The organism is Jiangella alba, from assembly GCF_900106035.1.
In the GTDB taxonomy this organism is placed as follows: Bacteria; Actinomycetota; Actinomycetes; order Jiangellales; family Jiangellaceae; genus Jiangella; species Jiangella alba.
In genome coordinates this window covers 3583139-3606224 of record NZ_FNUC01000004.1, presented here as the reverse complement: position 1 = coordinate 3606224, position 23086 = coordinate 3583139, and the positions used below count along the sequence as shown (strand labels likewise).

Here is a 23086-nt window from a genome sequence, read left to right as displayed (position 1 = left end):
TCCTAGAATCCCCGCGCCGCGGTGAGCAGCTCGCGGCTGATCGCGGCCTCCGGCGTGCGGAACAGGTCGCGCACCGGGCCCTGCTCGGCCACCTGGCCGTCGTCCAGGACGACCACGCGGTCGCAGAACCGCGCGACGATGCCGAGGTCGCGGGTGGCCAGCAGCAGCGCCCGGTTCTCCCGCGACCGCACCAGCGCCTCGATCAGCTCAAGCACCTGCGCCTGGATGGTGACGTCCAGGCCGGCGGTCGGCTCGTCGGCGACGATGAGGTCCGGGTCGCAGATCAGCCCGACGGCGATGACGACGCGCTGCGCCATCCCGCCGCTGAGCTCGTGCGGGTACGCGTCGAGCCGGCGGGCCGGGTCGGGGATGCCGACCGCGCTGAACATGTCCAGCACTCGGGCCCGGGCCTCGGTCTTGGAGACCGCCTCGTGCGCCCGCAGCACGTTCGCCACCTGCCGGCCCACCGGCAGCATCGGGTGCAGCAGCCCGTGCGGGTTCGACCCGATGAACCCGATCCGGGCGCCGCGGATGCGCTGCTGGCGCCGGTGGTCCAGCGTCAGCAGGTCGGCGTCCTCGAACCGCACCTCCCCGCTCACGACGGTGGCCGACGGGCGCAGCGTCTGGGTGAGCGTCGAGACGAACAGCGACTTGCCGGCGCCGGAGTCGCCGACGACGCCGACGATCTCGCGCGCCGCCAGGGCGAGGTCCAGCGGCCCGAGGGTGAACGGCCGGTCCGCGTCGTTGCCGACCTCCAGGCCGGCGACGTCGAGCACAAGGGTGTCAGGCACGACGGCTCCTCTGCTGGTTGGCGACGGTGATGCCGTTGGAGACGAGCGCGAACGCGACGACCGTCAGCGCCAGCGCGATGCCGGGGAAGACCACCGGCCACCACTGCCCGGTGAACATGCCGCCGGAGCCGTCGCCGATCATCACGCCCCACTCCGCCGTCGGCGGCTCGACCCCGGCGCCGACGAAGCTCACGCCGGCGACCAGGATGATCGACATGCCGAGCGTCACCGACATCTGCGCGAGGATCGGGCTCAGCGAGTTCGGCACGATGTGGCCGAGGATCACCTGGCGCGGCAGGCAGCCGGAGACGCGGGCGGCGTCGATGAACATCCGGCCGCGCAGGGTGCGGGTCTGGCTGTGCATGAGCCGGGCGTAGATCGGCGCGTTGACGATGGCCAGCACCGCGATGATGTTCGGCAGCGAGCCGCCCACGATCCCGAGCAGGCACATCGCCAGGATGAAGAACGGGAACGCCTGCACGACGTCGAGCGTCCGGCTGATCGCCTCACCGACGACGCCCGGCGCGTACCCGGCCAGCGCGCCCAGTGGCACGCCGAGCAGCGCCGCCAGCAGCGTGCCGACGCCGGCCAGCAGCAGGTCGACGCGGGGCGCGTAGACGACCCGGGAGAAGATGTCCAGGCCGGACCGGTCGGTGCCGAGCCAGTGCTCGCCCGACGGCGGCTGCAGCACCGGCCCCGACACCCGCAGCGGGTCGTGGGTGGCCAGCAGCGGCGCGAGCAGTGCCACCAGCAGGATCACCGCGACGGCTGTCAGCCCGATCAGCAGCTGCGGGTTGCGCCGCCGGGTCGGGGCGGGTGTGGGCGCGACGGTGCTCATCGGGTCCCTCCGGTGGCACGGACCCGCGGGTCGATCCAGGCGTGCACGAGGTCGATCGCCAGATAGACGAGCAGCGAGAGCAGGGCGGCCAGCAGGACGACGCCCTGCAGCGCGGCCCAGTCGGCGCTCTGCACCGCCTGGACGGCGTACTGGCCGACTCCACCCCAGCTGAAGATGGTCTCGGTGAGCACCGCGCCGGCGATCAGCATCGTGTACCAGACGCCCGCCAGCGTGACGATCGGCGGCAGCGCGCTGCGCAGCGCGTACCCCACGATGCGCCGCTGCGGCAGCCCGTTCGCGCGGGCGAGGGTGATGTAGCCCGACGTCAGCGCCTCGCCGACGCTGCTGCGCACCATCCGCAGGATCGGCGCGGTGTTGATGAAGACCAGCGCGAGCACCGGCAGGATCAGGTGGTCGAGATGGCTCACCAGCACGTCGACGTCGCCGGTGACGACGGTGTCGACCAGCACCGAGCCGGTGATGACGTCAGGTGTGCCGAACGCCTCGTCGTACTGGCCGACCGGCGCGACCGCGATCGGGAACGTGTAGTAGAAGACGAACACCATGATCATGGCGAACCAGAAGTCCGGCACCGCGCCCGCCATCAGCGAGTACACGTAGCTGATCTTGTCGCCGATGCGGCCCAGCAGGTTCCGGGCGAACCCGCCGGCCAGCCCCAGCAGCAGCGCCAGCACGATGATCACCGCGAACGACACGGTGATCAGCTCCAGCGTGGCCGGGGCCCGGCGGGCGATGTCGTCGAGCACCGGCTGGCCGGTCGTCCACGACGTGCCGAGGTCGCCGCGCAGCAGCCCGCCGAGGTAGCGGACGAACTGCGCCGGCCACGGGTCGTTCAGCCCCAGCTCGTCCTCCAGCGCCGCCACCGCCTCGTCGGACGCGCTGCTGCCCAGCCGAGCCCGGGCCTGGCTGCCCGGGGTCAGCTGGATCAGCAGGAAACTGACGAAGCAGATCAGCAGCAACTGCGGGACGAGCAGCGCCAGGCGCCGGCCGATCAGCCTGCTCATGGCGCCGCGTTCATCGCGCCAGCTCGATCTCGTCGAAGCGGATCGTGCGCGACGGGTAGGCCGTGACGCCCTTGACGTGGTCGCGGCGGGCCACGACGTAGTGCGGCTGGGCCAGGAAGACCGCCGGCGAGTCCGCCACGATCTGGCGCTGGAACTCCTTCGCCACGGCCTCGCGCTCCGGCCCGTCCATCGTCGTGAGCAGCACGTCGATGAGCTGGTCGGTGGAGTCCGACGCGTACCCGGCGACGTTGGCGAACGCCGTCGAGCGGTAGTAGAGGAAGCAGTTGTAGCCGATGTCCGGGGTGAGGGCGAGGTCCTGCCAGATGGCGGCGCCCTCGTACTGCTGGCCGGTGAGCCGCTCGGTGAACGCCGCCGCGGACAGCTTGTTCAGCCGGAAGTCGATGCCGATCTCGCTCAGCGCCGACTGGATCAGGATCGCGACCTGCTCCGACACCGGCTCGCTGGAGTTGCACAGCAGCTCGCAGCTGAACCCGTTCGCGTGCCCGGCCTGTGCCAGCAGCTCGCGTGCCTTGTCCGGGTTCGCGCCGTCGCCGTAGATCCAGGCGTCCGGGTCGAAGTACGGGTAGTCGCGGCTGATCACGCCCTTCCAGGGCGAGGCGTAGCCCTGGTACACGTCGTCGACGATCTGCTGGTAGGGCATCGCGTAGGCGACGGCCTGCCGCACGAGCGGGTCGTCGAACGGCGCGAAGCTGTTGTTCATCATCATGAAGAGCAGCAGGAACAGCGACTCGTCGAAGTTGTCGACGACGACGCCGTCGGCGCCCTCCAGCGACTTCAGCTCCGTCGGCAGCAGGTCGCGGACGATGTCGACCTCGCCGGACTTCAGCAGCGCCACCCGGGTGCTGGACGAGTCGACCTGGCGGTGCACGACGGTCTTCACCGCCGGCGCGCCGCCGTGGTAGTCGTCGAAGGCGGTGAACACCGTCTGCTGGCCCGGCTGGTGGCTGGTGATCGTGTACGGGCCGTGGCCGGCGTCTGAGCCGTTGGCCTTCATCCACTCGGTGGCCCACGGGTCGGCGTCGGTGCCCGACGCCCGGGAGGCGACGGCGTCGAACAGGCCGAACGCGAAGTTGTTCTGCAGCAGGATCTTGAACAGCGGGCTCGGCTGCTCGGTGGTGACCTCGAGGGTCTGCGCGTCGACGACGTTCCAGCTGATCCGCTCGCGCGGCAGCAGCCCCGCGACGAAGTTGTAGAACGAGCCGAGCACCCAGACCTGCTGGTGCCGCTCGATCGCGTACGCGAAGTCCTCCGCCGTCAGCGGGTTGCCGGAGTGGCTGGTGACGTCGTCGCGGAAGACCAGCGTCCAGGTGAGCCCGTCGTCGGACACGGCGGGCTCCTCGGCCAGCAGCCGCAGCTCCCAGGTGCTGGAGTCGAAGTCCGGCACCTGCGAGCCGCTGTCGCCGAACGGCCGGCGGGAGAACTCCACCAGCGGCTCGAAGAGGTTGTTCATCGCCTCCATCGAGGCCGCGCCGATCTCGTACTCACGGTCCAGCGAGGCCATCAGGGCGCTGACGGCGATGGTGAGCTGGGCGCCGTCGCCGCCGGAGGACGGTGCTCCGGACGGCGCCGGCCGGCGGCTGCAGGACACCGTGCCGAGCAGGGGCAGGGTGACGGCGGCGGCGCCGCCGATTTTGAGCAGACTGCGTCGCGAGATCATCCCGTGGTCGTTCACGGGACCACCTCCTCACGGGTCGGGCCGACGGACGCGGGCGCGCGTCAGTCGAACAGTGGCTTGTGGTTGAAGCCGGGGAGCACCAGGTGACCGGCGTCGACGGGGACCGCCGTCCCGGTGATGAAGCGGGCGTCGTGGCCGCACAGCCACGACACGACGTCGGCCACCGCGGACGGGTGCAGCGCCGGCCGGTTGCGGAGGACGTGCCACTGCCGCGTCGCGGCCAGGTAGTCGTCCTCCGTCGCGTCGTCACGTCCGAAGATCCACTTGAGGTTCGTGCTGTTGTTGCCCATGACGGTGTTGACCGCGCTGGGCATGACCGCGTTCACCCGGATGTTGGCCGGGCCGAACTCGAGGGCGAGGTTCTTCGTCAGGCCGAGGACCGCGTGCTTGGACGCGGTGTAGTGGGCGATGCTCTCGCCGGGCTCGACGCCGTTGACCGACGACGTGAGCACCACGCTGCCCTGCTGCCGGGCGACCATGTGCCGCAGCACCGGCTGGACGGTGTTGAACACGCCGGTGACGTTGATGTCCATGACGTCGGCCCACTGCTGCGGGCTGAGGTCGAGGAACGGCACCCAGGTCACCAGGCCGGCGTTGGCGCAGACGACGTCGATCTTGCCGGCCCACGCGATGGTGTCGTCGACGAACGCGTCGACGGCGGCGTGGTCGCGGGCGTCCACGACGGCCGACAGCACCTTCTGGCCGGTCTCCTCGACCAGCGCGACGGTCTCGGCGAGGTCGTCCGTGGTCGCGCCGGGGTACTGCGACGTCGCCGGCTGCTCGCACAGGTCGAACATGGCGATGTCGGCGCCCTCACGGGCCAGCCGCACGGCGATCTCGCGGCCCTGACCGCGGGCTCCGCCGCTGATCAGCGCCACCTTGCCGGCGTGCCGGCCGGTCTCGAAGCCCTGGTCGGCGCTCATGCCGCCACCTCCTGCCCGGCCGTCGCCAGCACCGCCTCGACCACGCGTTCCGGACTCGGGATGTAGGCGTCCTCCAGCACCGGCGCGAACGGCACCGGGGTGTGCGGCGGGGTGACCATCCGCGGCGCGGCGGTGAGCCGGTCGAACGCCCGGCTGCTGACCAGCGCGACGATGTCGGAGGCGACCGAGCAGCGCGGGGTGTCCTCGTCGACGACGACCAGCCGGCCGGTGCGCTCGACGGACTCCAGGATCGTGGTGAGGTCCAGCGGCGCCACCGTGCGCACGTCGATGATCTCGGCCTCGATGCCGCGCTCGGACAGGTCCTTCGCCGCCTTCTCCGCGACCGAGAGCATGCGGGCGATCGTCACGATCGTGACGTCGCCGCCCTCGCGGGCCACCCGGGCCCGGCCGATCGGCACCGGCTCGTCGCCCTCCGGCACCGGCCCCCTGGTCTCGTAGAGCGCCTTGTTCTCCAGGAACAGCACCGGGTCCTCGTCGCGGATGGCCGCGATCATCAGGCCCTTGGCGTCGGCCGGCGTGGCCGGGACGACGACCTTGAGGCCCGGGAAGTGCGCGACCGACGAGTAGTGGCTCTGCGACTGCGTGCTGCCGGCCCGCGACCCGGCGCCGATCATCGCGCGGATGACGATCGGGACGCCCGGCGCGCGGTCGCCGCGGGCGTAGCGCAGCTTCGCCGCCTGGTTGATGATCTGGTCCAGGCAGACGCCCATGAAGTCGAGGAACTGCAGCTCGGTCACGGTGCGGTAGCCCGCGGCAGCGGCGCCGATGGCCGCGCCGATGAACGCGGACTCGGAGATCGGCGTGTCGATGACGCGGTCCCGGCCGAACTCGGCGACCAGGCCGCGGGTGACGCCGAAGACGCCGCCCCACGCGTCGGCCCGCTCGAACCCAGGGATGGTGGCGCCACCGGACACGTCCTCGCCGGTCACCAGCACCCGCGGGTCGCGGGTCATCTCCAGCCGCAGCGCCTCGTTGATCGCGTCGGCGAACGACAGGGTCTTCATCCTCGGTCCTCTCTGCTGACGATCAGCGGACGGCCAGGCCGTCGCGGTCGATGACGACGTTCGGGTCGGCGTACACACCGGTGACCACGGTCGACGGGTCGGGGTAGGGCGCGGCGCGACCGGCCTCGACGGCGCCGTCGACCTGCTCGGCGACCTCGTCGTCGACGCGGTCCCTGACGTCCAGCCAGTCCGGCTGGGCCGCGGTGAGCACGTCGTCGAGCAGCCGGAGCGGGTCACGGCGGCGGAAGTCGGACTCCACCTCGGGCCGGCGGTAGGACCGCTTCGGCTCGCCCTCCCACGCGCCGTGGTAGCTGTAGGTCAGGCACTCCAGGTAGGACGGGCCGTCGCCGGCGCGGGCCCGCTCGACGGCGCGGCCGGCCGCCTGGTGCACCGCCACCACGTCCTGCCCGTCGACCCGCTCGGCCGGCAGGCCGAACCCCTCGGCCCGCGCGTACGGCGCGGCCGCGGAGGCGTAGTCGACGGTGGTCGCCTGGCCGAACAGGTTGTTCTCGCAGACGAAGACGACCGGCAGCCGCCACACGGCGGCGAGGTTCATCGCCTCCAGCACGGTGCCCTGCTGCGCTCCGCCGTCGCCGAAGAACGCGACCGCCACCGCTCCGGTGCCGGCCAGCTTGGCCGCCTGCGCCGGGCCGAGCGCGAGCGGCGCGCTGGCCCCGACGATGCCGCCGCTGGCGAGGTGACCGACGGCGGGGTCGGCGAGGTGCATCGAGCCGCCCTTGCCGGAGTTCGAGCCGCCGGCGCGGCCGTACAGCTCGATCATCATGGCCGTCGGGTCGACGCCCTTGGCCAGCGCGTGGCCGTGGTTGCGGTGCGTCGAGGTGATCATGTCCGCGCGCTCGAGGTGCGCGATCACCCCGGCGGCGACCGCCTCCTGGCCGGAGCACAGGTGCAGGAAGCCGGGCAGCTCGCCCTCGGTGAACAGCTCGTGCACGCGCTCCTCGAACGCTCTGATCAGGGCCATCGTGCGGTAGAGGCCGACCAGGGTGTCGCCCGGCAACGGAAGCGTCCGGTCGGGCGTGGCTTGCTGGGTCATCGCGTCTGCCTCTCTTCTACTGGCTGGGCTGGGACTGCGGCGCGAACGTGGAGCTGAGCCGGTACACCTGGTCGCGCAGGTGCTCCAGGTGGGTGGTGATCAGCGCCGCCGCGCGGTCGGCGTCGTGCTCGCGGACGGCGCGCAGGATCTCGCGGTGCTCGTCGACCTGCTGGTGCCGGGCCTCGACGGACTGCACGGCCTGGGCGTTGAGCAGCGTCCACAGCGGGTGCTCGTCGAGGTCGACGAGCGCGGTCGTGAACGCCGCGAGGTGGGCGTTGCGGCAGCGCTGGAGCAGGAGCGCGTGGAACTCCAGGCCGAGGCTGACGAAGTCGCCGAGCCCGTCGACGTCCTCGGCCAGGCCGGCGGCGCGGTCGATCAGCTCCTCGATCTCGGCCGCCTCGGCGTCGGTGATCCGCTGCGCCGTGAACGCGACCGCCACCGGCTCGACCGCGAGCCGCGCCTCCAGCACCTCCGCCGTCGGCACCTGGAACGACGCGCCGGTGAGCAACTCGCCCATCGCCGAGGAACGGGTGCCGTCGTGGGCGACGTAGGTGCCGTCGCCCGAGCGCACCTGCAGGATGCCGACGACCTCGAGCGCCAGCACCGCCTCCCTGACGGTCAGCCGGCTGACGCCCATGAGCTCGGCGAGGTCGCGATCGGAGGGCAGCCGCGAGCCGAGCGGCGTCTGGCCGGAGCCGATGGCCTGGAGGATCTGGAACGCCACTTGCAGATAGCGCCGATGGACGCCGCGCACTGGCCTGAAGGTCTGCTGGTCTGACCGCATGACCGCTGATGCTGCCAGAGCCCCGACGGGGCGTCAAGGTTTCGGCACGGAGTGCCGAAAAAGATCAGCCCTGGGGTGCGCGGCGGAACAGCCAGGGCATCGGCAGCACCGGGCTACGGGCGTAGAGGTAGGTCGACACCGCGCTGACCGCGGGCAGCTCGCTCACCCGGTCGGCGAGTGCGACCAGCTCAGCAGGGGTGTCGCAGACAACTTCGAGGGTGGCCGAGAAGCGGCCGACGGCGCGCACGGCGATGGTGAACTTCGGCTGCGCGACGGCGAACTCCAGCGCCGCGCCGATGTGCGGGCCGGTCAGCGTCAGGCCCAGCATGCCCATGGTGCCGGCGTGCGCGGAACTGCGGTCCAGCACCGCGGACGCGCGGATGGCGCCGTCGTCGAACAGCGCCTGAGCGCGCCGGCGCACCAGCGAGTACGGCTGGCCGATCTGCTCGGCGAGGGTGCGGAACGTCATCCGCGGGTCGCGCACCAGCTGCCGCAGCAGGTCGCCGTCGAGGCCGTCGTAGCTGCGCCGGGCGCCGGCCTGGGTGGACTCCGGCCGCCCCTCGCCCTCCCACTTGAGGACGTCGACCAGCCGCCACATCTCCAGCCCGCGCACACCGGGAATCCGGCCGACGACCGAGGTCGCGTGCTCCAGCAGCTCGGCGTCGTCGGTGGCGGCGATCTCGCAGATGACGTTGTGCTCGCCGAGCGTGAGGGCGACGAACGTGACGAAGCTCAGCGACCGCAGCGTCTCGACCAGTTCGCCGACGTCGCCGCGGTAGTCCAGGCCGAGCGTGCCGAGGCAGAAGTACCCCAGGCTGCTGGGGTCGACGACGCCGATGATGCGCAGCACGCCGTCGTCGGTCAGCTTCGCGATGCGGGCACGGACGGCGTCCGCCGAGAGCCCGACCTCCTCGCCGATGCGCGCGGCCGGGCTGCGCCCGTCGTCGCGCAGGCACTGGAAGATCTCGTGGTCCTTCTCGTCCATCAGAGCGGAATCACCCCTCGGCACGCCACGCATGATCACGTGTCACTTCGATAAATTCAGCAAACATCCCTTGCATCCTAGCGTCAAGACGTCAATACTCCGTGCCATCAGGTCGGTCGATGTCAATCGGCCCAAGGAGGCAGCCATCATGACGGTGACCCGCATCCAGCCCGGCGCCGGCGTCGCGACGCCCGAGAGTACCGAGCCGCGGCGGTCGCCGGGCCGGGCCGCTCCGAGCTGCCGGGAGTGACGTGACCATCTCCGCCCTCCCGCTGACGCGGCCGCACGCACCGGCGCCGCACACCCGCACCTGTACCGCGTCCGACCTCGCCGCCGCCGGGCTCGGCCTGCGGCTGCTGGGCCCGGACGACGCCGACGCGAGGGTCACCTGGGTGACCGAGACCGAGCAGGCCGACCCCACGCCGCACGTGGTGCGGGGCTCGCTGGTGCTGACCCGCGGCCGCCGGCTGCGCACCGTCGCCGACCACGTCGCCTTCGTGCACCGCGTCGGGAGCGCCGGCGCCTCGTGCGTCGGCTTCGGGCTGGACGGCCCGCTGCGCGCCGTGCCTCCCCCGGTCGTGTCGGCCGCCGCCGACGCCGGCCTGGCCGTGCTCGCCGTCGCCGCCGGCACGCCGTTCGCGGCCATCAGCCGGTACGTCGCCGACCAGGTGATCCACCGCGCCGACTGCCTGACTGCCAGCCGGCAGGCGCAGGCGCAGACCGTCCTTCTGGAGACCGTGCTGTCGACCGGCAGCGTCCAGGCGACCGTCGCCGCGCTGTCGCGCAGCCTCGGCCAGCACGTCCGCGTCGTCGATCCGCAGGGCGGGATCATCGCGCAGTACCCGCCCGCGCACGCCGTCGCGACCCCGTACGACGCGCACCACCTGGGTGCCCGGCCGCGCGGCGGCGAGACCCGGACGCCCATCGCGGCCGGCGGCGTGCCGGCCGGCTACCTGATCACGCCCGAGCCGCCGGACTCCGCCGACATGCTGCACTTCGCCGTCGGGCTGATTGGCCTGGAGCTGGCCCGGCACGCGGCCGAGCTGAGCGGCCGGCGCGAGCTGGCCGGCCAGGTCATCGAGGACATCGTCCGGCGGGCGCTGTCGCAGCCGGAGGCGGAGCGGCGGCTGGCTCGGCACGGCGTCGTCGCCGCCGAGCCGCACGCCGTCGTGCTGGGCCGGTTCGCCGACCCGCGGCGGGACCTGTCGCGCCAGGTGCTCCCGCTGCCCATCGACCGCGCCGAGAACATCGGCCTGTCCGCCCACGTCGACGGCGCGCTGTGCCTGATCGTGCCGGAGAGCGGCGACCCGGACGAGTACGCCCGCATGCTGCACGCCCACCTCGTCGCCCTGGGCGGCACACCGCACGTCGGCGCCGGCACCATGCTGCCCGGCGCCGACGGGCTGCGCACCAGCTACCTCGAGGCCCGCGAGGGCCTCAGCCGCGGCCCCGGGGTCAACCCGCGCCACGCCCTGAGCCTGTCCGGCCTGCTCATGGCGCAGGAGCAGCCGGCGATGGCGGAGCTGGCGCGGGAGTGCCTGCGGCCGCTGATCGAGGCCGACCAGCGCACCCCGGCCAACCTCATGGGGACCGTACGGGTGCTGATCGACGAGGACTTCTCCATCGCCCGCGCCGCCGAGACGCTGGTCGTGCACCGCAACACGGTGAAGTACCGGGTGGCACAGATCGAGCGGCTCACCGGCCTCGACCTGTCCGCCACCGCGGGACGGATGCAGCTGTGGCTCGCGGTGGCCGCCCACCCGCCGGGCGGCGGCTAGCGGACTCCGGCCACCAGCCGCCCTGCCGCCGCCGCGCCCGCGAGCGCCGTCGCCGCCGCCGTCAGAACCAGCGCCGTCGTCGCGCCGAGGTCGTCCAGCGCCACCACCAGCAGGATCGACGCGGCCGTGATCGGCAGGCCGGTGAGGTACTGGCTCGCGGCCAGCCGCACCGGGATCCGCTCCGGCGCCGCCCAGGACGCGGTGGTCGCGACGACGTTCGCGCACGCGATGCCGACGGCGACCGCGGCGCCCGACAGCACCGACGCGGCGGCCAGCGCGGCGATGCCGAATCCGCCGGCCAGCAGCACCACCACGGCGGCCAGCTGCAGCGCCGTCGCCCCGGCGACGACGGCGGCGACCGGCAGCCTGCGCACCAGCGGCCAGCAGGTCGCTCCGGCCGCCGCGGACGTCAGGTCGCGCAGCAGCACCAGCACGACGATCCCGGCGCCGGTCGACGCGGCCGACCAGCCGCGGTCCAGCAGCGCGACCGGCACCAGCGAGTTGCCGACGATCACGCACAGCCACACCAGCAGGTTGACCAGGCTGGCCGCCTGCACCGCGCGGTCGCGGCGCAGCAGGGCGCCGGTCTCGGCGAAGCGCCGCCGCAACGGCCGGGCCGGGCCCGGCGCCACGGCCGGGCCGGAGGTACTCCACCGGCTGAGCAGCGCGACCACGGCCGCGCCGGTCGCGAGCAGCGCCGCGCCCTCCGCGTACCGCTCACCGGCCACGACCCAGCCGGCCGCCAGCCCGCCCAGGCCGGAGCCCAGCCGTTGTGCGGCGCTGTTGAGGCCCTGGCCGGGCGATGCCGGGCCGAGCCGGCCCACCTCGGTGAGCAGCGCGAGCATCGTGACGGCCCGGGCCACCCCGAAGACCAGCGCGGTCCCGACGACGGCGGCCACCGGCAGCCCGGCCGGGGTCAGCGACAGCGCGCCGGACACCAGCAGGCCGGCCGCGCACCAGGCCACCACCGCGCGCCCGGCGCCGCGCCCCAGCCGCGCGGTCGCCGCCGGTGTGGCCAGCAGGCCGAGCCCCAGCGCCGCCCCGATCACGACGCCCACCAGGTACTGCGCGCCGGCCAGCCGGGTGAGCAGCAACGCCGGCACGGCCGCCGCGAACAGCGTCTCCAGCGCGCACACCAGCGCCAGCGAACCGAACAGCGGCAGCCGCGGCGGACGCCCGCCGGTCACCTCCAGTAGACCGGCGGACGCCGCTGACCGACCGGCAGACGCCGCCGGACGGCCGGCGCACGCCGTCGGCCGCACACCGGCGGGCGCCGGTCGCTCACGCGATGCGCTCGCCGTAGTCGCGGGTGGTCGGCAGCGTCCACTCGAAGCCGCGGCTGGTCTGCACGTACTCCGGCCAGGGCAGCTCCGTCGGCGCGGCGAAGTCGGCCGGCAACAGCGGGCGCACCAGGCGCGGGTCGGCCTCGCCGCGGCGCCGGTCGTACTCGTCCTTGGCCGCGGCCAGCATCGCCTCGTCGTCGATCACCTGCAGCGCCGTGGCGGCGATGGTCTGGCCGCCCTTGACCCAGCACGGGTCGATGGCGGCCGGGTAGCCGTTCATCGCGTTGTTCGCCCAGTGCCACAGGTCGATGCCGAGCTGGCCGAGGAACGGCTTGGACGTGAAGAAGCGCACCGTGGGCGCGTGCCAGGAGTACTCGGTGTAGTCGTCGGCGCCGGTGCAGTCCTGCCAGGGCACCAGGTGCTCGCGGATGCTGCGGTCGGTCTCCTGCGGGCTGATCAGCACCTCGTTCTCGGGCAGGAACGGCGCCTCCGACGGCTCCAGCCCGACCGCCTTCTCCAGCTGCGCGGCGAACGCCCGCGCCTCCGGGCCGAACGTCGTCGGGCCGAGCTCGGTGAGGTTCTCGTACAGCGCGGTCGTCAGCGCGTGGTTCGGCAGGCCGGGCCGGGTCCGGGTGACCCAGCGCATGGAGACCTGCGTGTTGGTGATGGCGGCGACGTGGCGGGCGTTGCGGACGAGGACGTCCTGGATCTGCTCCTGGATGTCGTACAGCGGCGAGCGCCAGCTGAACTGCAGTTGCGAGATGCGCGGCGGCAGGTTGTCGGCGGTCGCGTGGCTGGCCCCCAGCACCGCCTCGTTGAGCGTCCACGAGCCCGTGCTCGGGAACATGTTCTCCTTGGTGTACTTGGTCGTCGTGACCATGAGGCTGAGCGCGTCCAGCGCCCCCGGCGAGCGCACGAGGTTGTGGCTGCCGACGGAGTTGCTGCGGAACAGCTCCTTGCCCCACGGCTCCTCCTCCACGCACTCGAAGGTGAAGACGACCGACCAGTAGAGGCAGTTGGTGATGTCCCACAGCGCGGTGTTGTGCCAGTACGGGTGGTAGCTGATGGCCGCGTCGAGGTCGTCGTAGTAGCCCTTGGCCGCATGCACGGCCTTGGATCCGCAGACCTTCTCGGCCGGCTCGCCGAACAGGTGGATCGTGCCGGGCCCGCCGGTCTCCTCCAGCGCCCGCTTGGCCGCGATGGCGCCGGCCAGCGCGCCGACGCCGAGGGCGCTGTGCGCGTCGGTGAAGCCCGGCGCCCAGTGGTGCAGCCCCGGCTGCGGGCCGCGCTCGGCGACGGCGTCCTGGCTGTAGCCGGGTGTGGCGTCGTACTCGGCGTAGGCCGCCACCTGCGGGCCGCCGCTCCCCCACGTCGCGTGGAACGCCGTCGGCATGCCGCCGGAGCCCTCCTCGACCTCGAAGCCCTCCGCCCGCAGCCGGTCCACGTACAGCTTGGCCGACCGGTACTCGCGCCAGGCGCTCTCGGAGTACGACCAGATCTGACGGTGGAACTCGGACAGCTCGGGGGCGAGATCCTCGACGAGCTTGACGGCCAACGACTGCCGGCTGGTGAACGTCATGAACGGATGTCCTTTCTGGAATACACGTACGGGTACGGCGGCTCAGCCGGCCGTGGTGACGACGGCGTCGCGGGACGACCAGGTCAGCAGGACCTCCTCTCCCGGCTCGGCCTCGAACTGGCCGTCCATCGAGCGGCGCACCACCACCTCGGAGCCGTCCGGACGCTCGACGATGAGCTTCTGCGAGTCGCCGGCGTAGATGACGGCGCTGAGCCTGCCGCGCAGCCAGCAGGGGCCGCCGGGCTCGGCGCCGTCGCGGCCCAGCCGCTCGACGCCGACCGACCACGGCCGCACCACGACGACCACCTCATCGCCGGCGTCGGGCTTGGCGCGGACCGCCGTCGCGGCGTCGACCTCGACGTGGCCGTCCTCGGCCGGCAGCGTCAGCCGCCCGTCCGCGGTGCGGGTCAGCACGCCGCGCAGCAGGTTGGACTCGCCGAGGAAACCGGCGGCGACGTCGGAGACCGGGCGGGTGTAGATCTCCTCCGGCGAGGCGTACTGGACCAGCTTGCCGTCGGCCAGCAGGGCGATCCGGTCACTCATCGTGAACGCCTCCTCCTGGTCGTGCGTGACGTTGACGACCGTCAGCCCGAGCTCCCGGCTGAGCTTGAGGATCTCCACCTGAAGCACCTCGCGCAGCCGGCGGTCCAGCGCGCCCAGCGGCTCGTCCATCAGCAGCAGGCTGGGCCGCGAGACGATCGCCCGGGCCAGCGCCACCCGCTGCCGCTGTCCGCCGGACAGCTGGGCCGGCATCCGGTCCTCGTAGCCGGGCAGGTGCACCGACTCCAGCGCCTGCGTCACCAGCGCGCGCCGCTCCGCCTTGCGCATGCCGCGCATGGCCAGCGGGAACGCGATGTTCCGCGCGACCGACAGGTGCGGGAAGAGCGCGTAGCTCTGGAACACCATGCCGATGTTGCGGCGGTGCACGGGCACCGAGGTGACGTCGCGGCCGTCGATCAGCACCCGGCCGGCGGACGGCTCCAGGAACCCGGCGATCACCCGCAGCAGCGTGGTCTTGCCGGAGCCGGAGGCGCCGAGCAGCGTGACGAACTGGCCGGGCTCGATGGTCAGCGAGACGTCGTCGACGGCACGGACCGAGCCGTAGTGCTTGGCGATGCCCTCCAGGGACAGGCCGGCACCGGGCGCGTCCGCGCCACGCGATCGGGACTTGTCAGTGAACACGGCGACTCCGGGATCGACGAGAGCTGATGGCGGCCGTGAGGGCGAAGACGACCAGCGAGACGACGGTGAGGATGGTGGCGACGGCCGAGGTGGACGGCTCCAGGCCGGAGCGCACCTGCCCCCAGATCACGACCGGCAGGGTGCGCAGCGTGGGCGTGTTGAGGAAGATCGCCACGACCACCTCGTCCCACGACGTGATGAAGGCGAACAGGCCGCCGATCAGCGCCGCCGGGAGGATCTGCGGGACGGTGACGCGCAGCAGCGTCCGCACCGGTCCGGCGCCGCAGGCCCGCGCCGCCTCCTCGACGTGCGGGTCCAGCGAGCGCAGCGCCGCCAGCACGTTGACGAGGACGAACGGGACGCCCAGCACGGCGTGCGCCAGGGCCAGCGACAGGATGCCGCCGTAGAGCCCGATGCGCACGTACACGAAGTAGACGCCGATGGCGACGACGACCAGCGGCACGACCATCGGGGTCATGCCGACGGCCACGACGAGGCTGCTCGGCAGCAGCCCGCCGCGGGCGGCCGCCAGCGCCAGCGACGTCCCCACCACGACGGCGATCACCGCCGCGAGCACGCCGACCGTCAGGCTGGTGCGGATCGCCCCGGTCCACACCGGGTCGGTCAGCACCTCCTCGAACCACCGCCAGGACATCCCCTGCGGCGGGAACGTGATGATGCTGCCCTCGGTGAACGCCGTCGCGGTCACGACCACCGTCGGGATGATCAGGATCGCGGCGAACACCAGGCCGAACACCCGCACGAACAGGCCGGCCCTCATGAGGTCCCCTCCTTGCCGGTCACGCCGAGGATGCGCCCGAGGCCGACCACCTTCGACGCGATGGCCAGGAACGCCAGCACCAGCGCGAGCAGCACGACGGCCATCGCCGACCCGACGCCGGGGTCGAGGTACTGCTGCACCTGCAGCACGATCGACTGGCTGACGAGGATGTCGGCCGGCCCGCCGAGCAGCGCCGGCGTCAGGTAGAACCCGAGCGAGAGCACGAACACCAGCACCGCGCCGGCCGCCACCCCGGGCAGCGACAGCGGCAGCGTCACGTGCCAGAACGCCCGCGCCGGACGCGCCCCCATGACCTGCGCCGCCTGCTCGAGCTCGGCGTCGACGCCGCGCAGCGACGCGTAGATCGCCAGGATGGCGAACGGCACCAGCACGTGCACCATGCCGACGAGCACGGCGAACAGGTTCCGGATCAGCGGCAGCGGCTGGTCGATGATGCCGAGGTCGAGCAGCAGGTCGTTGACGACGCCGGTGTTGCTGAGCAGGACGCCCCAGGCGAACGTGCGCACCAGCAGGCTGGTCCAGAACGACAGCAGCAGCGCGCCCATCAGCCACGTGCGCAGCACCGGCCCGCTGCGCGCCATCGCGTACGCGTACGGGTAGCCCAGCAGCACGCTGAGCGCCGTCACCAGCAGCGCCACGTACACCGTGCGCAGCAGCGAGCGGCGGAACAGCTCGTCGGTGAAGAGGAACTGGAAGTTCTCCGGCGACGGGTCGGTGAGGCTGCGCACGACGATCGTCACCATCGGGACGCCGAAGGCCAGCAGCACGAACAGCAGCCCGGGCAGTCCGGCCAGCGTCCAGAAGTCGGGCCGGCGCAGGCGCCGGCCCGTCTCTGGCGAGGTCACTGGGCCTTCCACTCCGCCCAGCGCTGGTTGACGGCCTCGAGGTTCTCGACCCACCACGCGTCGTCGATGCGGATCGGGGCGTCGGCGCCGGACAGCTCGTTCGACGTCGGCAGCGTGTCCGCGACGTCCGGGTCCGGCGACGCCTGCGGGTTCGGCGAGCCGTAGGCGATGAAGCTGCCCAGCTGGGCGCTGGTGTCCTTGTCGACCATGTAGGCGATCAGCCGCATGGCGTTCTCCTCGGCCGGAGCGCCCTTCGGCACGACCATGTAGTCGGCGTACTGCACCTGGTTCGACCACACGAGGCCGACCGGCAGCCCCTCCTCCTCGGCCAGCGCGATGCGGCCGTTGTAGCAGTTGGCCATGACGGCCTCGCCGGTCGCGAGCAGGTTCGTGCACTCGGCGAAGTCGTTGTAGAAGATCAGGTGGTCCTTGATCGTCTCCAGCTTGGCCAGGGCCCGCTCGACGTCCAGCGGGTACAGCTCGTCGATGGGGACGCCGTCCTGGATGAGCGCGAGGTCGAGCAGGCCCTGCAGTCCGCCGGAGGCGTCCTTGGCGTAGATGGCCCGCTTGCCGGGGAACGCCTCGACGTCGAAGAAGTCGGCCCACGACGTCGGCGCCTGGTCGAACGCCTCGGTGTTGTAGCCGAGCACGACGCTGAACACCAGCGCCGGGATGCCGTACTTCTCCGCCCCGAACAGGCCGTTCAGCTCGTCGCAGGGCACCACCGTGCAGTCGATCTCGGTGAGGATGCCGTTGGGGTCGTCGACCACGCCGATGTCGGAGCCGGACTGGACGACGTCCCAGATGACGTTGCCGCTCTCGACCATCTGCTGGAACTTCGCGTAGTCGTTGGGGCTGTCCTGGACGACCTGGATGCCGGTCTCCTCGGAGAACGGCTCGAGCCAGCCCTTGGTCGCGGCCTCCTGGGCGTTGCCGCCCCAGGCGACGAACGTGACCGAACCGCCGTCGCCGCCGCCGGTCTGCGCGGTGTCGCCACCGCCTCCGCAGGCGGCCAGCAGCAGCGCGGCGGCGCCGGCGATGCTCGCGACGGCCAGGTTTCTGCTCTTCATGGCAATCGACCTCATTCTCTGGTTGTCAGGACCGGGCCAGGATCAACGTCGGCCCCGGATGGTCGAGCGCGGCGGCGAGGGCGTCGGCGAGCGTCGCCGCGTCCGTCACGGCCGCGTAGGCCGCGCCCATGGCGGCGGCCAGTGCCGGATAGTCCGGCGGTGGCAGGTCGACGCCGAGCCGCGGGATCCCCGCGGCGTCCATCTCCTCGGCGATCTCGGCGTAGCCGCCGTTGTCGGCGACGACGACCGGCAGCGGGCGTCCGAGGTCGGCGGCGGTCCGCAGCTCCTGGACGCTGAACATCAGGGCGCCGTCGCCGAGCACGGCGACGACCGGCACGCCGGGGCCGGCCACGGTCGCGCCGACGGCGGCCGGGACGGCGTAGCCGAGGGTGGCGAACCCGGACGGCGCCAGGACGCGGTCCGGCGCCGGCGCGGGCCACAGGTGGATGGTCCCCTTGTAGGTCACCTGTGAGCTGTCGCCGGTGAGCACGGCGCCGGCCGGCAGCACCTTCACCAGCGCGTCGTGGATCCAGCGGCGCGGCCGCAGCATCTCGTCGAGTTCCGCGGCGACGGCGTCGGCGGCCTGCCGCGCGCGAGTGGCGCCGCTGTCGTCGCCGGCCGGCTGGACGAGCACGGCCAGCCGGTCCAGCACCCGTCGGGCGTCGCCCAGCAGCGGCAGGTCGGCGGGCAGGTTCTTGTGCAACTGGGCCTGGCTGAGGTCCACCCGGATCACGGTGCCGGTGCAGACCAGCGACTCGCCGCCGGCCTCGGCGTCGCTCAGCTCGGTGCCGACGACGAGGACGGCGTCCGCCGCGCGGACGAGCGCCCGTCCGGCGGTGGTGCCCAGCGCCGGCCCGACGGCGAGCTCGTGACCGGCCGGCAGAACGCCCTTGCCGCGCTGGGTCTCGACGACCGGCGCGCCCAGCCGCTCGGCCAGCGCGCGCACCGCCGCCGTGGCGCGGATCGCCCCGCCACCGGCGACGACGACCGGTGTGGCGGCGGCGTCGAGCACGCCCGCCGCCCGGACCAGCGCGGCGTCCGGCGCGACCGGCGCGGCCGGCGCGGGCCGGACGCCGATGGGCCTGACCGGGCCGGCCTCGGCGAGCACGTCGACCGGGATCTCCAGCACGACCGGGCGGGTCCGGGTGACGGCCCAGCCGGCGAACACGTCGCCGACCGCGTCGGCCACCGCCTGCGGGCTCTCGCAGCGCACGGCGCGGTCCACGATCGCGTCCAGCGCGGCGCGCTGGTCCTTCACCTCGTGCATCCAGCCGCGGTCCAGCCGCTCGGTGCCGCGCGGCGGGCCCGGCGTGAGGGCCAGCACCGGCACTGAGTCGCCGTAAGCGCTGGCGAGCGACGCCGCCGCGTTGAGGATGCCCGGCCCGCTGGTCGTGACGATCACCCCGGGCCGCCCGGCGACCCGCGCGTACCCGTCGGCCGCGTAACCGGCGCCCTGCTCGTGCCGGCAGACGACGTGCCGGATGCCGGCCGCCGTCAGGTGCCGGTAGATCTCCAGGTTGTGGCTGCCGGGGATCCCGAAGACCACCTCGACGCCGTGGGCGGCCAGCGCCGTCACCGCCGCCTGGCCGCCGGTCATCCAGTCCATTCGCACACCGCTCCCCCTCGCGCTCCGGGGCCCGAGGTGCCCGGCATGCTCGTCAATCTAGGCAGCAGGTCACGGCACCGGCCATGTCCCCGTGACCAACCTCGGCCCGGGGGATCCTGGCCCGGCTGACAACGCCGGTGGCGAGGGGGTGGAGCTCACCAGCGCGAATACGCCGCGGTCAGCCGCTGACGACTCCGGCCGGGACGGCGCCGGTGGACGCGCGCAGCGAGAGCGTGCCGTCGAGGCGGACCTCGCGGGCGTCGTCGCCGCGCATGGCGGCACGGAGGAGGGCGATGGCCGTCGAGCCCAGCTCGCCGACCGGGGCCGTGACGGTGGTGAGGCTGGGGGTCACCGTCTGGGCCAGGAGGACGTCGTCGCAGCCGACCAGGCTGTGGTCGTCGGGAACGGAGCGGCCGGCCTCGGCCAGGCCGGCCAGCACCCCGCAGGCCATGAGGTCGTCGAACGCGAACGCCGCGGTGGCGTCGCTGCCGAGCAGCGCCGGCGCCGCCTCGCGCCCGCCCTCGTAGGACGCGGCGAAGTCGCCGAGCTCGACCAGCTCGACCCCGGCCGCGAGCGCCCAGGCACGGATGGCCTCGGCCCGCTGCCGCGCCGCCCAGGATGCCTCGGGGCCGCGCAGCAGCGCGAACCGCCGGTGCCCGAGCTGGTGCAGGTGCTGCCCGGCGGCGGTCAGCGCCGCCGAGTTGTCGCAGACGACGCTCGGGCGGCCGGCGACGACGCGGTTGACGATGACGGCGGGGAGGTCGCCGAGGGTGGCCTCGAGGTCGGCGTCGGGCGAGCGCGGCGACGCGACGATCAGGCCGTCGACCTGGGCCCTGACCTGCTCGACGAGCTCGGTCTCCTCGTGCGCCACCTCGTCGGCGTCGAGCAGCAGGACGGACCAGTCCTGGACCGACGCGGCCTTCTGGATGGCGCGGACGAGCGGCGGGAAGAACGGGTTGGTGATGTCGGGGACGAGCAGGCCCACCATGCCCGCGCGGCCGGTGGCCAGTCCTCGCGCGGCCTTGTTCGGCTGGTAGCCCAGGCGCCTCGCGACGGCATGGATGCGCTCGCGGACGTCGTCGTTCACGATGTCGGGGCGGGTGAAGGCCCGGGACACGGTGGACGCCGAGACGCCGCATTCCTGGGCGATCGAGTAGATCGTCACCCGTTTCGATCGTTCGCCTGTCACTGCTCTCCTTCCCACGCGCTACTGTAGCCGCGAAAATCCATTGCAAGCGATTGCTACCTTGAGGAAAGCGATGCGATCCAACGCTCGGACCGAACTGGAGAAGGTCATCCTGCCGTTCTGGCTGGAGCACGGGATCGACCCCGGGCACGGCGGTTTCCACACGTGTTTCGACAACCGCGGCCGCACGCTGGCGTCGACCGACAAGTACACGTGGTCGCAGGGGCGCTTCGTCTGGCTGCTCGCCCGTGCGGCCGGGCTGGCCGACCGCGACCGGCTCGACGCCGACGCCGCCGCCCTCGTCCGGCACGCCGAGGCCGGCGCGGCGTTCCTCGCCCGTCACGCCATCCGCGACGACGCGACGTGCCACTTCGTCACGGCCACCGACGGCACGCCGGCGGCCGGGCCGAACGGCGAGACGCGCAGCGTGTACGCCGACTGCTTCGTGGTCATGGGGCTGGCCGAACTGGCCGCCGTCACCGCGGAGCCGGGCTGGCTGGAGTTGGCCGAGCCGATCCTGGCGCGGGCCGCGCGCGACATCGACGACGGCACCGCGCCGACGCCGCCGTACGACGTCCCGCCCGGGTTCGCCGCGTTCGGGCCGCGGATGATCCTGCTCAACACGCTGCTCGTGCACGCGGAGGCCCGGCAGCGGCTCGGCGGTCTGCCGGAGCCGGACCGCGACCGCCTGGACTCCGCGCTGGACGTCATGCTCGGCCACCGGCTCCCCGACGGCACCTTCGTGGAGATGCGGCCGACCGGCCCGGGCCTGGACGAGACGCTGGTGGCGCGGCACCGGGTGCCCGGCCACGCGCTGGAGGGCCTCTGGGTCGCCCTGCACACGGCCGAGCTGCTCGGCCGCCGGGACGTCGTGCCGGACCTGCTGGCCAGCGTGGCGCCGCTGTGCGCGTCGGCCTGGGACGAGACCCACGGCGGCCTGTTCCGCTACGTCGACCGCGCCGCGCCCGCGGCACCGCGCGGCCACGACTCGGGCACGCCGTACGAGCGGCTGCTCGCCCGCACCTGGGACACCAAGCTCTGGTGGGTGCACACGGAGGCCGCCTACACGACGGCGCTGGCCGCGCGCCGCTACGGCGACACCGGCGCGGGCGAGTGGTTCGACCGCATCTGGGACTACACGCTGGACACCTTCCCCGGCGGCGCCGACGGCGCGGAGTGGATCCAGATCCGCGACCGCGCCGGCCGGCCGCTCGACGAGGTCGTGGCGCTGCCGGTGAAGGACCCGTTCCACATCGCCCGCAATCTGCTGCAGCTCGTCGAACTGGAGGCCCAGCCGTGACCGAGATCGACACCGACGTCGAGGTGCTCGACGCCCGGGTGACGTTCACGCAGACCGACCTCGCCCACCCCTTCGTCATCAGCGGGCGGACCATCGCCTGGTTCACGGTCGCGGTCGTCGAGGTGGACGTCCGCAACCGCGCGGGCCGGACGGCCACCGGCCGCGGCGCGTCGATCCTCTCGGTCCCGTGGGCCTGGCCCCGTTCGGACCTCACGGTCGAGCAGCGCGACGCCGTCCTGCGCGACCTGACCCGCCGGCTGGCCGGCGAGGCGTGCGGCCTGCCGCCGGCCGACCCGATCGGCCGATGGTTCGACGCCCACGAGGCCCTGGGCGACGCCGCCGCGGGCGCCGCCGCGGCCGTCGGGCTCGGCGAGCCGGTGCCGCCGCTGGCCGCGCTGCTGTCGCTCGGCGCCGTCGACAACGCGCTGCACGACGCCTGGGCCCGGGCCGCGCAGCTCCCGGCCCACACGATGTACACCGGCCGGCACCTGCGCGACGACCTCGGCGTGCGGCTCCGCCCGGCGCTGAGCGGCCGCTGGCCGGGCGACTTCCTCGCCGCCCGGCGGACCCGGCTGGAGGTCCAGCACGTGGTCGGCGGGTCCGACCCGCTGGAGCCGGACGACGCCGCGGACGGCCGCCGGTCGCTGCGCGAGTGGCTGACGGCCGACGGCGTGCGGCACGTGAAGGTCAAGGTGCACGGGCGCGACACGGGCGAGGACGCCCGCCGGGTGGCCGACGTCCACCGGCTGGGCCGCGACCTCGGCCTCGACCTGGCGCTGGCCATCGACCCGAACGAGGGCTGCCAGAAGCCGGACGACGTCGGCGACCTGCTGGACCGGCTCGAGCGGATCGATCCGGCGGCCGGGCGGGCCGTGGCCTACGTCGAGCAGCCGGTGCCGCGGGACTCCACGCCGGACCCGGCCGGGCTGGCCCGCGCCGGTCGCCGCGTCCCCGTCGTCATGGACGAGGGCCTGACCGACCCGCAGGCCGTGCCGGCGCTGCGCGACGCCGGCTGGAGCGGGGTCGTCGTCAAGGCGGGCAAGGGGCACAGCGCGGCGCTGCTCGCGCACGCCGCCGCCAAGGCGGCCGGTCTCTACGTGACGGTCCAGGACCTCACCGCGGTCGACCTGGCGCTGGTGCACTCGGCCCGGCTGGTCAGCCTGTTCGACCTGCCCTCGCCGCATCTGGAGTACAACAGCCGCCAGTACGCGCCGGCGGCCAACGCACGGCTCGGCGGCGAGCGGCCGGACCTCACGACCGTGCGCGACGGCGCTGTGACGATCTGCGCGCCGGCCGAGCCCGGCCTCTACTGACCGCTCTCCGGAAGGTGCCCG

Annotated in this window: 20 protein-coding genes; 3 read left to right on the top strand and 17 right to left on the bottom strand. The window is 73.3% G+C overall.

From position 1 onward, the window contains the following. Positions 1-2: 2 nt before the first annotated feature. The 9 genes from BLV02_RS34295 to BLV02_RS34255 all read right to left on the bottom strand — a co-directional run bounded on the left by BLV02_RS34295 (position 3) and on the right by BLV02_RS34255 (position 9121). Positions 3-791 carry an ATP-binding cassette domain-containing protein gene (locus tag BLV02_RS34295; RefSeq protein WP_083288616.1) on the bottom strand — a complete coding sequence of 263 codons (789 nt, stop codon included), beginning with the start codon at positions 789-791 and terminating at the stop codon, positions 3-5. Further along, positions 784-1629 (bottom strand): ABC transporter permease, encoded by an 846-nt coding sequence (locus tag BLV02_RS34290; protein ID WP_069111374.1) that lies wholly within the window; start codon positions 1627-1629, stop codon positions 784-786. Before BLV02_RS34290 ends, BLV02_RS34295 begins: the two co-directional genes overlap by 8 nt. Continuing rightward, entirely contained in the window at positions 1626-2654 is a 1029-nt protein-coding gene (locus tag BLV02_RS34285; RefSeq protein WP_069111375.1) for an ABC transporter permease, read from the bottom strand. Before BLV02_RS34285 ends, BLV02_RS34290 begins: the two co-directional genes overlap by 4 nt. Positions 2655-2664: 10 nt before the next feature. Beyond that, positions 2665-4347 carry an ABC transporter substrate-binding protein gene (locus BLV02_RS34280; protein ID WP_141711565.1) on the bottom strand — a complete coding sequence of 561 codons (1683 nt, stop codon included), beginning with the start codon at positions 4345-4347 and terminating at the stop codon, positions 2665-2667. A gap of 44 nt (positions 4348-4391) precedes the next feature. Further along, a complete protein-coding gene (locus tag BLV02_RS34275; protein WP_069111377.1) occupies positions 4392-5273 on the bottom strand; it encodes a mycofactocin-coupled SDR family oxidoreductase in 882 nt (293 codons plus the stop codon). After that, the gene (locus tag BLV02_RS34270; RefSeq protein WP_069111378.1) at positions 5270-6298 is read right to left on the bottom strand and encodes an alpha-ketoacid dehydrogenase subunit beta; all 1029 of its coding nucleotides are present in this window, start codon (positions 6296-6298) and stop codon (positions 5270-5272) included. The genes BLV02_RS34275 and BLV02_RS34270 overlap by 4 nt, the downstream gene beginning before the upstream one ends. Positions 6299-6320: 22 nt before the next feature. After that, a complete protein-coding gene (locus BLV02_RS34265; RefSeq protein WP_069111379.1) occupies positions 6321-7352 on the bottom strand; it encodes a thiamine pyrophosphate-dependent dehydrogenase E1 component subunit alpha in 1032 nt (343 codons plus the stop codon). Between the two features lie 16 nt (positions 7353-7368). Then, complete coding sequence (locus BLV02_RS34260) at positions 7369-8076, bottom strand: FadR/GntR family transcriptional regulator (RefSeq protein WP_069111380.1); 708 nt, start codon at positions 8074-8076, stop codon at positions 7369-7371. A 124-nt stretch (positions 8077-8200) separates the two neighbouring features. Continuing rightward, complete coding sequence (locus BLV02_RS34255; protein WP_069111381.1) at positions 8201-9121, bottom strand: Lrp/AsnC family transcriptional regulator; 921 nt, start codon at positions 9119-9121, stop codon at positions 8201-8203. Between the two features lie 251 nt (positions 9122-9372). Here BLV02_RS34255 and BLV02_RS34250 point away from each other — a divergent pair, with 251 nt between their 5' ends. Beyond that, entirely contained in the window at positions 9373-10899 is a 1527-nt protein-coding gene (locus tag BLV02_RS34250) for a helix-turn-helix domain-containing protein (RefSeq protein WP_069111382.1), read from the top strand. Here the strand turns inward: BLV02_RS34250 and BLV02_RS34245 are convergent. From BLV02_RS34245 to BLV02_RS34210, 8 genes are all read right to left on the bottom strand, one after another. Beyond that, on the bottom strand, positions 10896-12086 hold the full coding sequence (locus tag BLV02_RS34245; RefSeq protein WP_069111383.1) for a hypothetical protein: 1191 nt from the start codon (positions 12084-12086) through the stop codon (positions 10896-10898). The genes BLV02_RS34250 and BLV02_RS34245 overlap by 4 nt on opposite strands. Positions 12087-12180: 94 nt before the next feature. Continuing rightward, a complete protein-coding gene (locus tag BLV02_RS34240; protein ID WP_069111384.1) occupies positions 12181-13761 on the bottom strand; it encodes a zinc-binding metallopeptidase family protein in 1581 nt (526 codons plus the stop codon). Between the two features lie 42 nt (positions 13762-13803). Beyond that, on the bottom strand, positions 13804-14943 hold the full coding sequence (locus tag BLV02_RS34235) for an ABC transporter ATP-binding protein (RefSeq protein WP_069111385.1): 1140 nt from the start codon (positions 14941-14943) through the stop codon (positions 13804-13806). Beyond that, entirely contained in the window at positions 14933-15724 is a 792-nt protein-coding gene (locus BLV02_RS34230; protein ID WP_069111386.1) for an ABC transporter permease, read from the bottom strand. The genes BLV02_RS34235 and BLV02_RS34230 overlap by 11 nt, the downstream gene beginning before the upstream one ends. After that, positions 15721-16590 carry an ABC transporter permease gene (locus BLV02_RS34225; RefSeq protein ID WP_069111387.1) on the bottom strand — a complete coding sequence of 290 codons (870 nt, stop codon included), beginning with the start codon at positions 16588-16590 and terminating at the stop codon, positions 15721-15723. The genes BLV02_RS34230 and BLV02_RS34225 overlap by 4 nt, the downstream gene beginning before the upstream one ends. Continuing rightward, positions 16587-17660: an ABC transporter substrate-binding protein gene (locus tag BLV02_RS34220; RefSeq protein WP_069111388.1), complete on the bottom strand. Its 1074-nt coding sequence runs from the start codon at positions 17658-17660 to the stop codon at positions 16587-16589. Before BLV02_RS34220 ends, BLV02_RS34225 begins: the two co-directional genes overlap by 4 nt. Before the next feature lie 25 nt (positions 17661-17685). Next, on the bottom strand, positions 17686-19266 hold the full coding sequence (locus tag BLV02_RS34215; RefSeq protein WP_069111389.1) for a thiamine pyrophosphate-binding protein: 1581 nt from the start codon (positions 19264-19266) through the stop codon (positions 17686-17688). A gap of 178 nt (positions 19267-19444) precedes the next feature. After that, positions 19445-20431, bottom strand: coding sequence for a LacI family DNA-binding transcriptional regulator (locus BLV02_RS34210; RefSeq protein WP_171906737.1), 987 nt, complete (start codon positions 20429-20431; stop codon positions 19445-19447). A gap of 94 nt (positions 20432-20525) precedes the next feature. Between BLV02_RS34210 and BLV02_RS34205 the strand changes: the two genes are divergently transcribed. Then, a complete protein-coding gene (locus tag BLV02_RS34205) occupies positions 20526-21752 on the top strand; it encodes an AGE family epimerase/isomerase (protein ID WP_069111391.1) in 1227 nt (408 codons plus the stop codon). Further along, positions 21749-23065: a mandelate racemase/muconate lactonizing enzyme family protein gene (locus tag BLV02_RS34200; RefSeq protein ID WP_069111392.1), complete on the top strand. Its 1317-nt coding sequence runs from the start codon at positions 21749-21751 to the stop codon at positions 23063-23065. The genes BLV02_RS34205 and BLV02_RS34200 overlap by 4 nt, the downstream gene beginning before the upstream one ends. The last annotated feature ends 21 nt before the right edge of the window (positions 23066-23086 follow it).

Coding starts and splice junctions, on each gene's coding strand:
- BLV02_RS34290 (WP_069111374.1), bottom strand. CDS start 1,629: ATGAGCACCGTCGCGCCCACACCCGCCCCGACCCGGCGGCGCAACCCG.
- BLV02_RS34285 (WP_069111375.1), bottom strand. CDS start 2,654: ATGAGCAGGCTGATCGGCCGGCGCCTGGCGCTGCTCGTCCCGCAGTTG.
- BLV02_RS34275 (WP_069111377.1), bottom strand. CDS start 5,273: ATGAGCGCCGACCAGGGCTTCGAGACCGGCCGGCACGCCGGCAAGGTG.
- BLV02_RS34270 (WP_069111378.1), bottom strand. CDS start 6,298: ATGAAGACCCTGTCGTTCGCCGACGCGATCAACGAGGCGCTGCGGCTG.
- BLV02_RS34265 (WP_069111379.1), bottom strand. CDS start 7,352: ATGACCCAGCAAGCCACGCCCGACCGGACGCTTCCGTTGCCGGGCGAC.
- BLV02_RS34255 (WP_069111381.1), bottom strand. CDS start 9,121: ATGGACGAGAAGGACCACGAGATCTTCCAGTGCCTGCGCGACGACGGG.
- BLV02_RS34240 (WP_069111384.1), bottom strand. CDS start 13,761: ATGACGTTCACCAGCCGGCAGTCGTTGGCCGTCAAGCTCGTCGAGGAT.
- BLV02_RS34230 (WP_069111386.1), bottom strand. CDS start 15,724: ATGAGGGCCGGCCTGTTCGTGCGGGTGTTCGGCCTGGTGTTCGCCGCG.
- BLV02_RS34220 (WP_069111388.1), bottom strand. CDS start 17,660: ATGAAGAGCAGAAACCTGGCCGTCGCGAGCATCGCCGGCGCCGCCGCG.
- BLV02_RS34215 (WP_069111389.1), bottom strand. CDS start 19,266: ATGGACTGGATGACCGGCGGCCAGGCGGCGGTGACGGCGCTGGCCGCC.
- BLV02_RS34205 (WP_069111391.1), top strand. CDS start 20,526: ATGCGATCCAACGCTCGGACCGAACTGGAGAAGGTCATCCTGCCGTTC.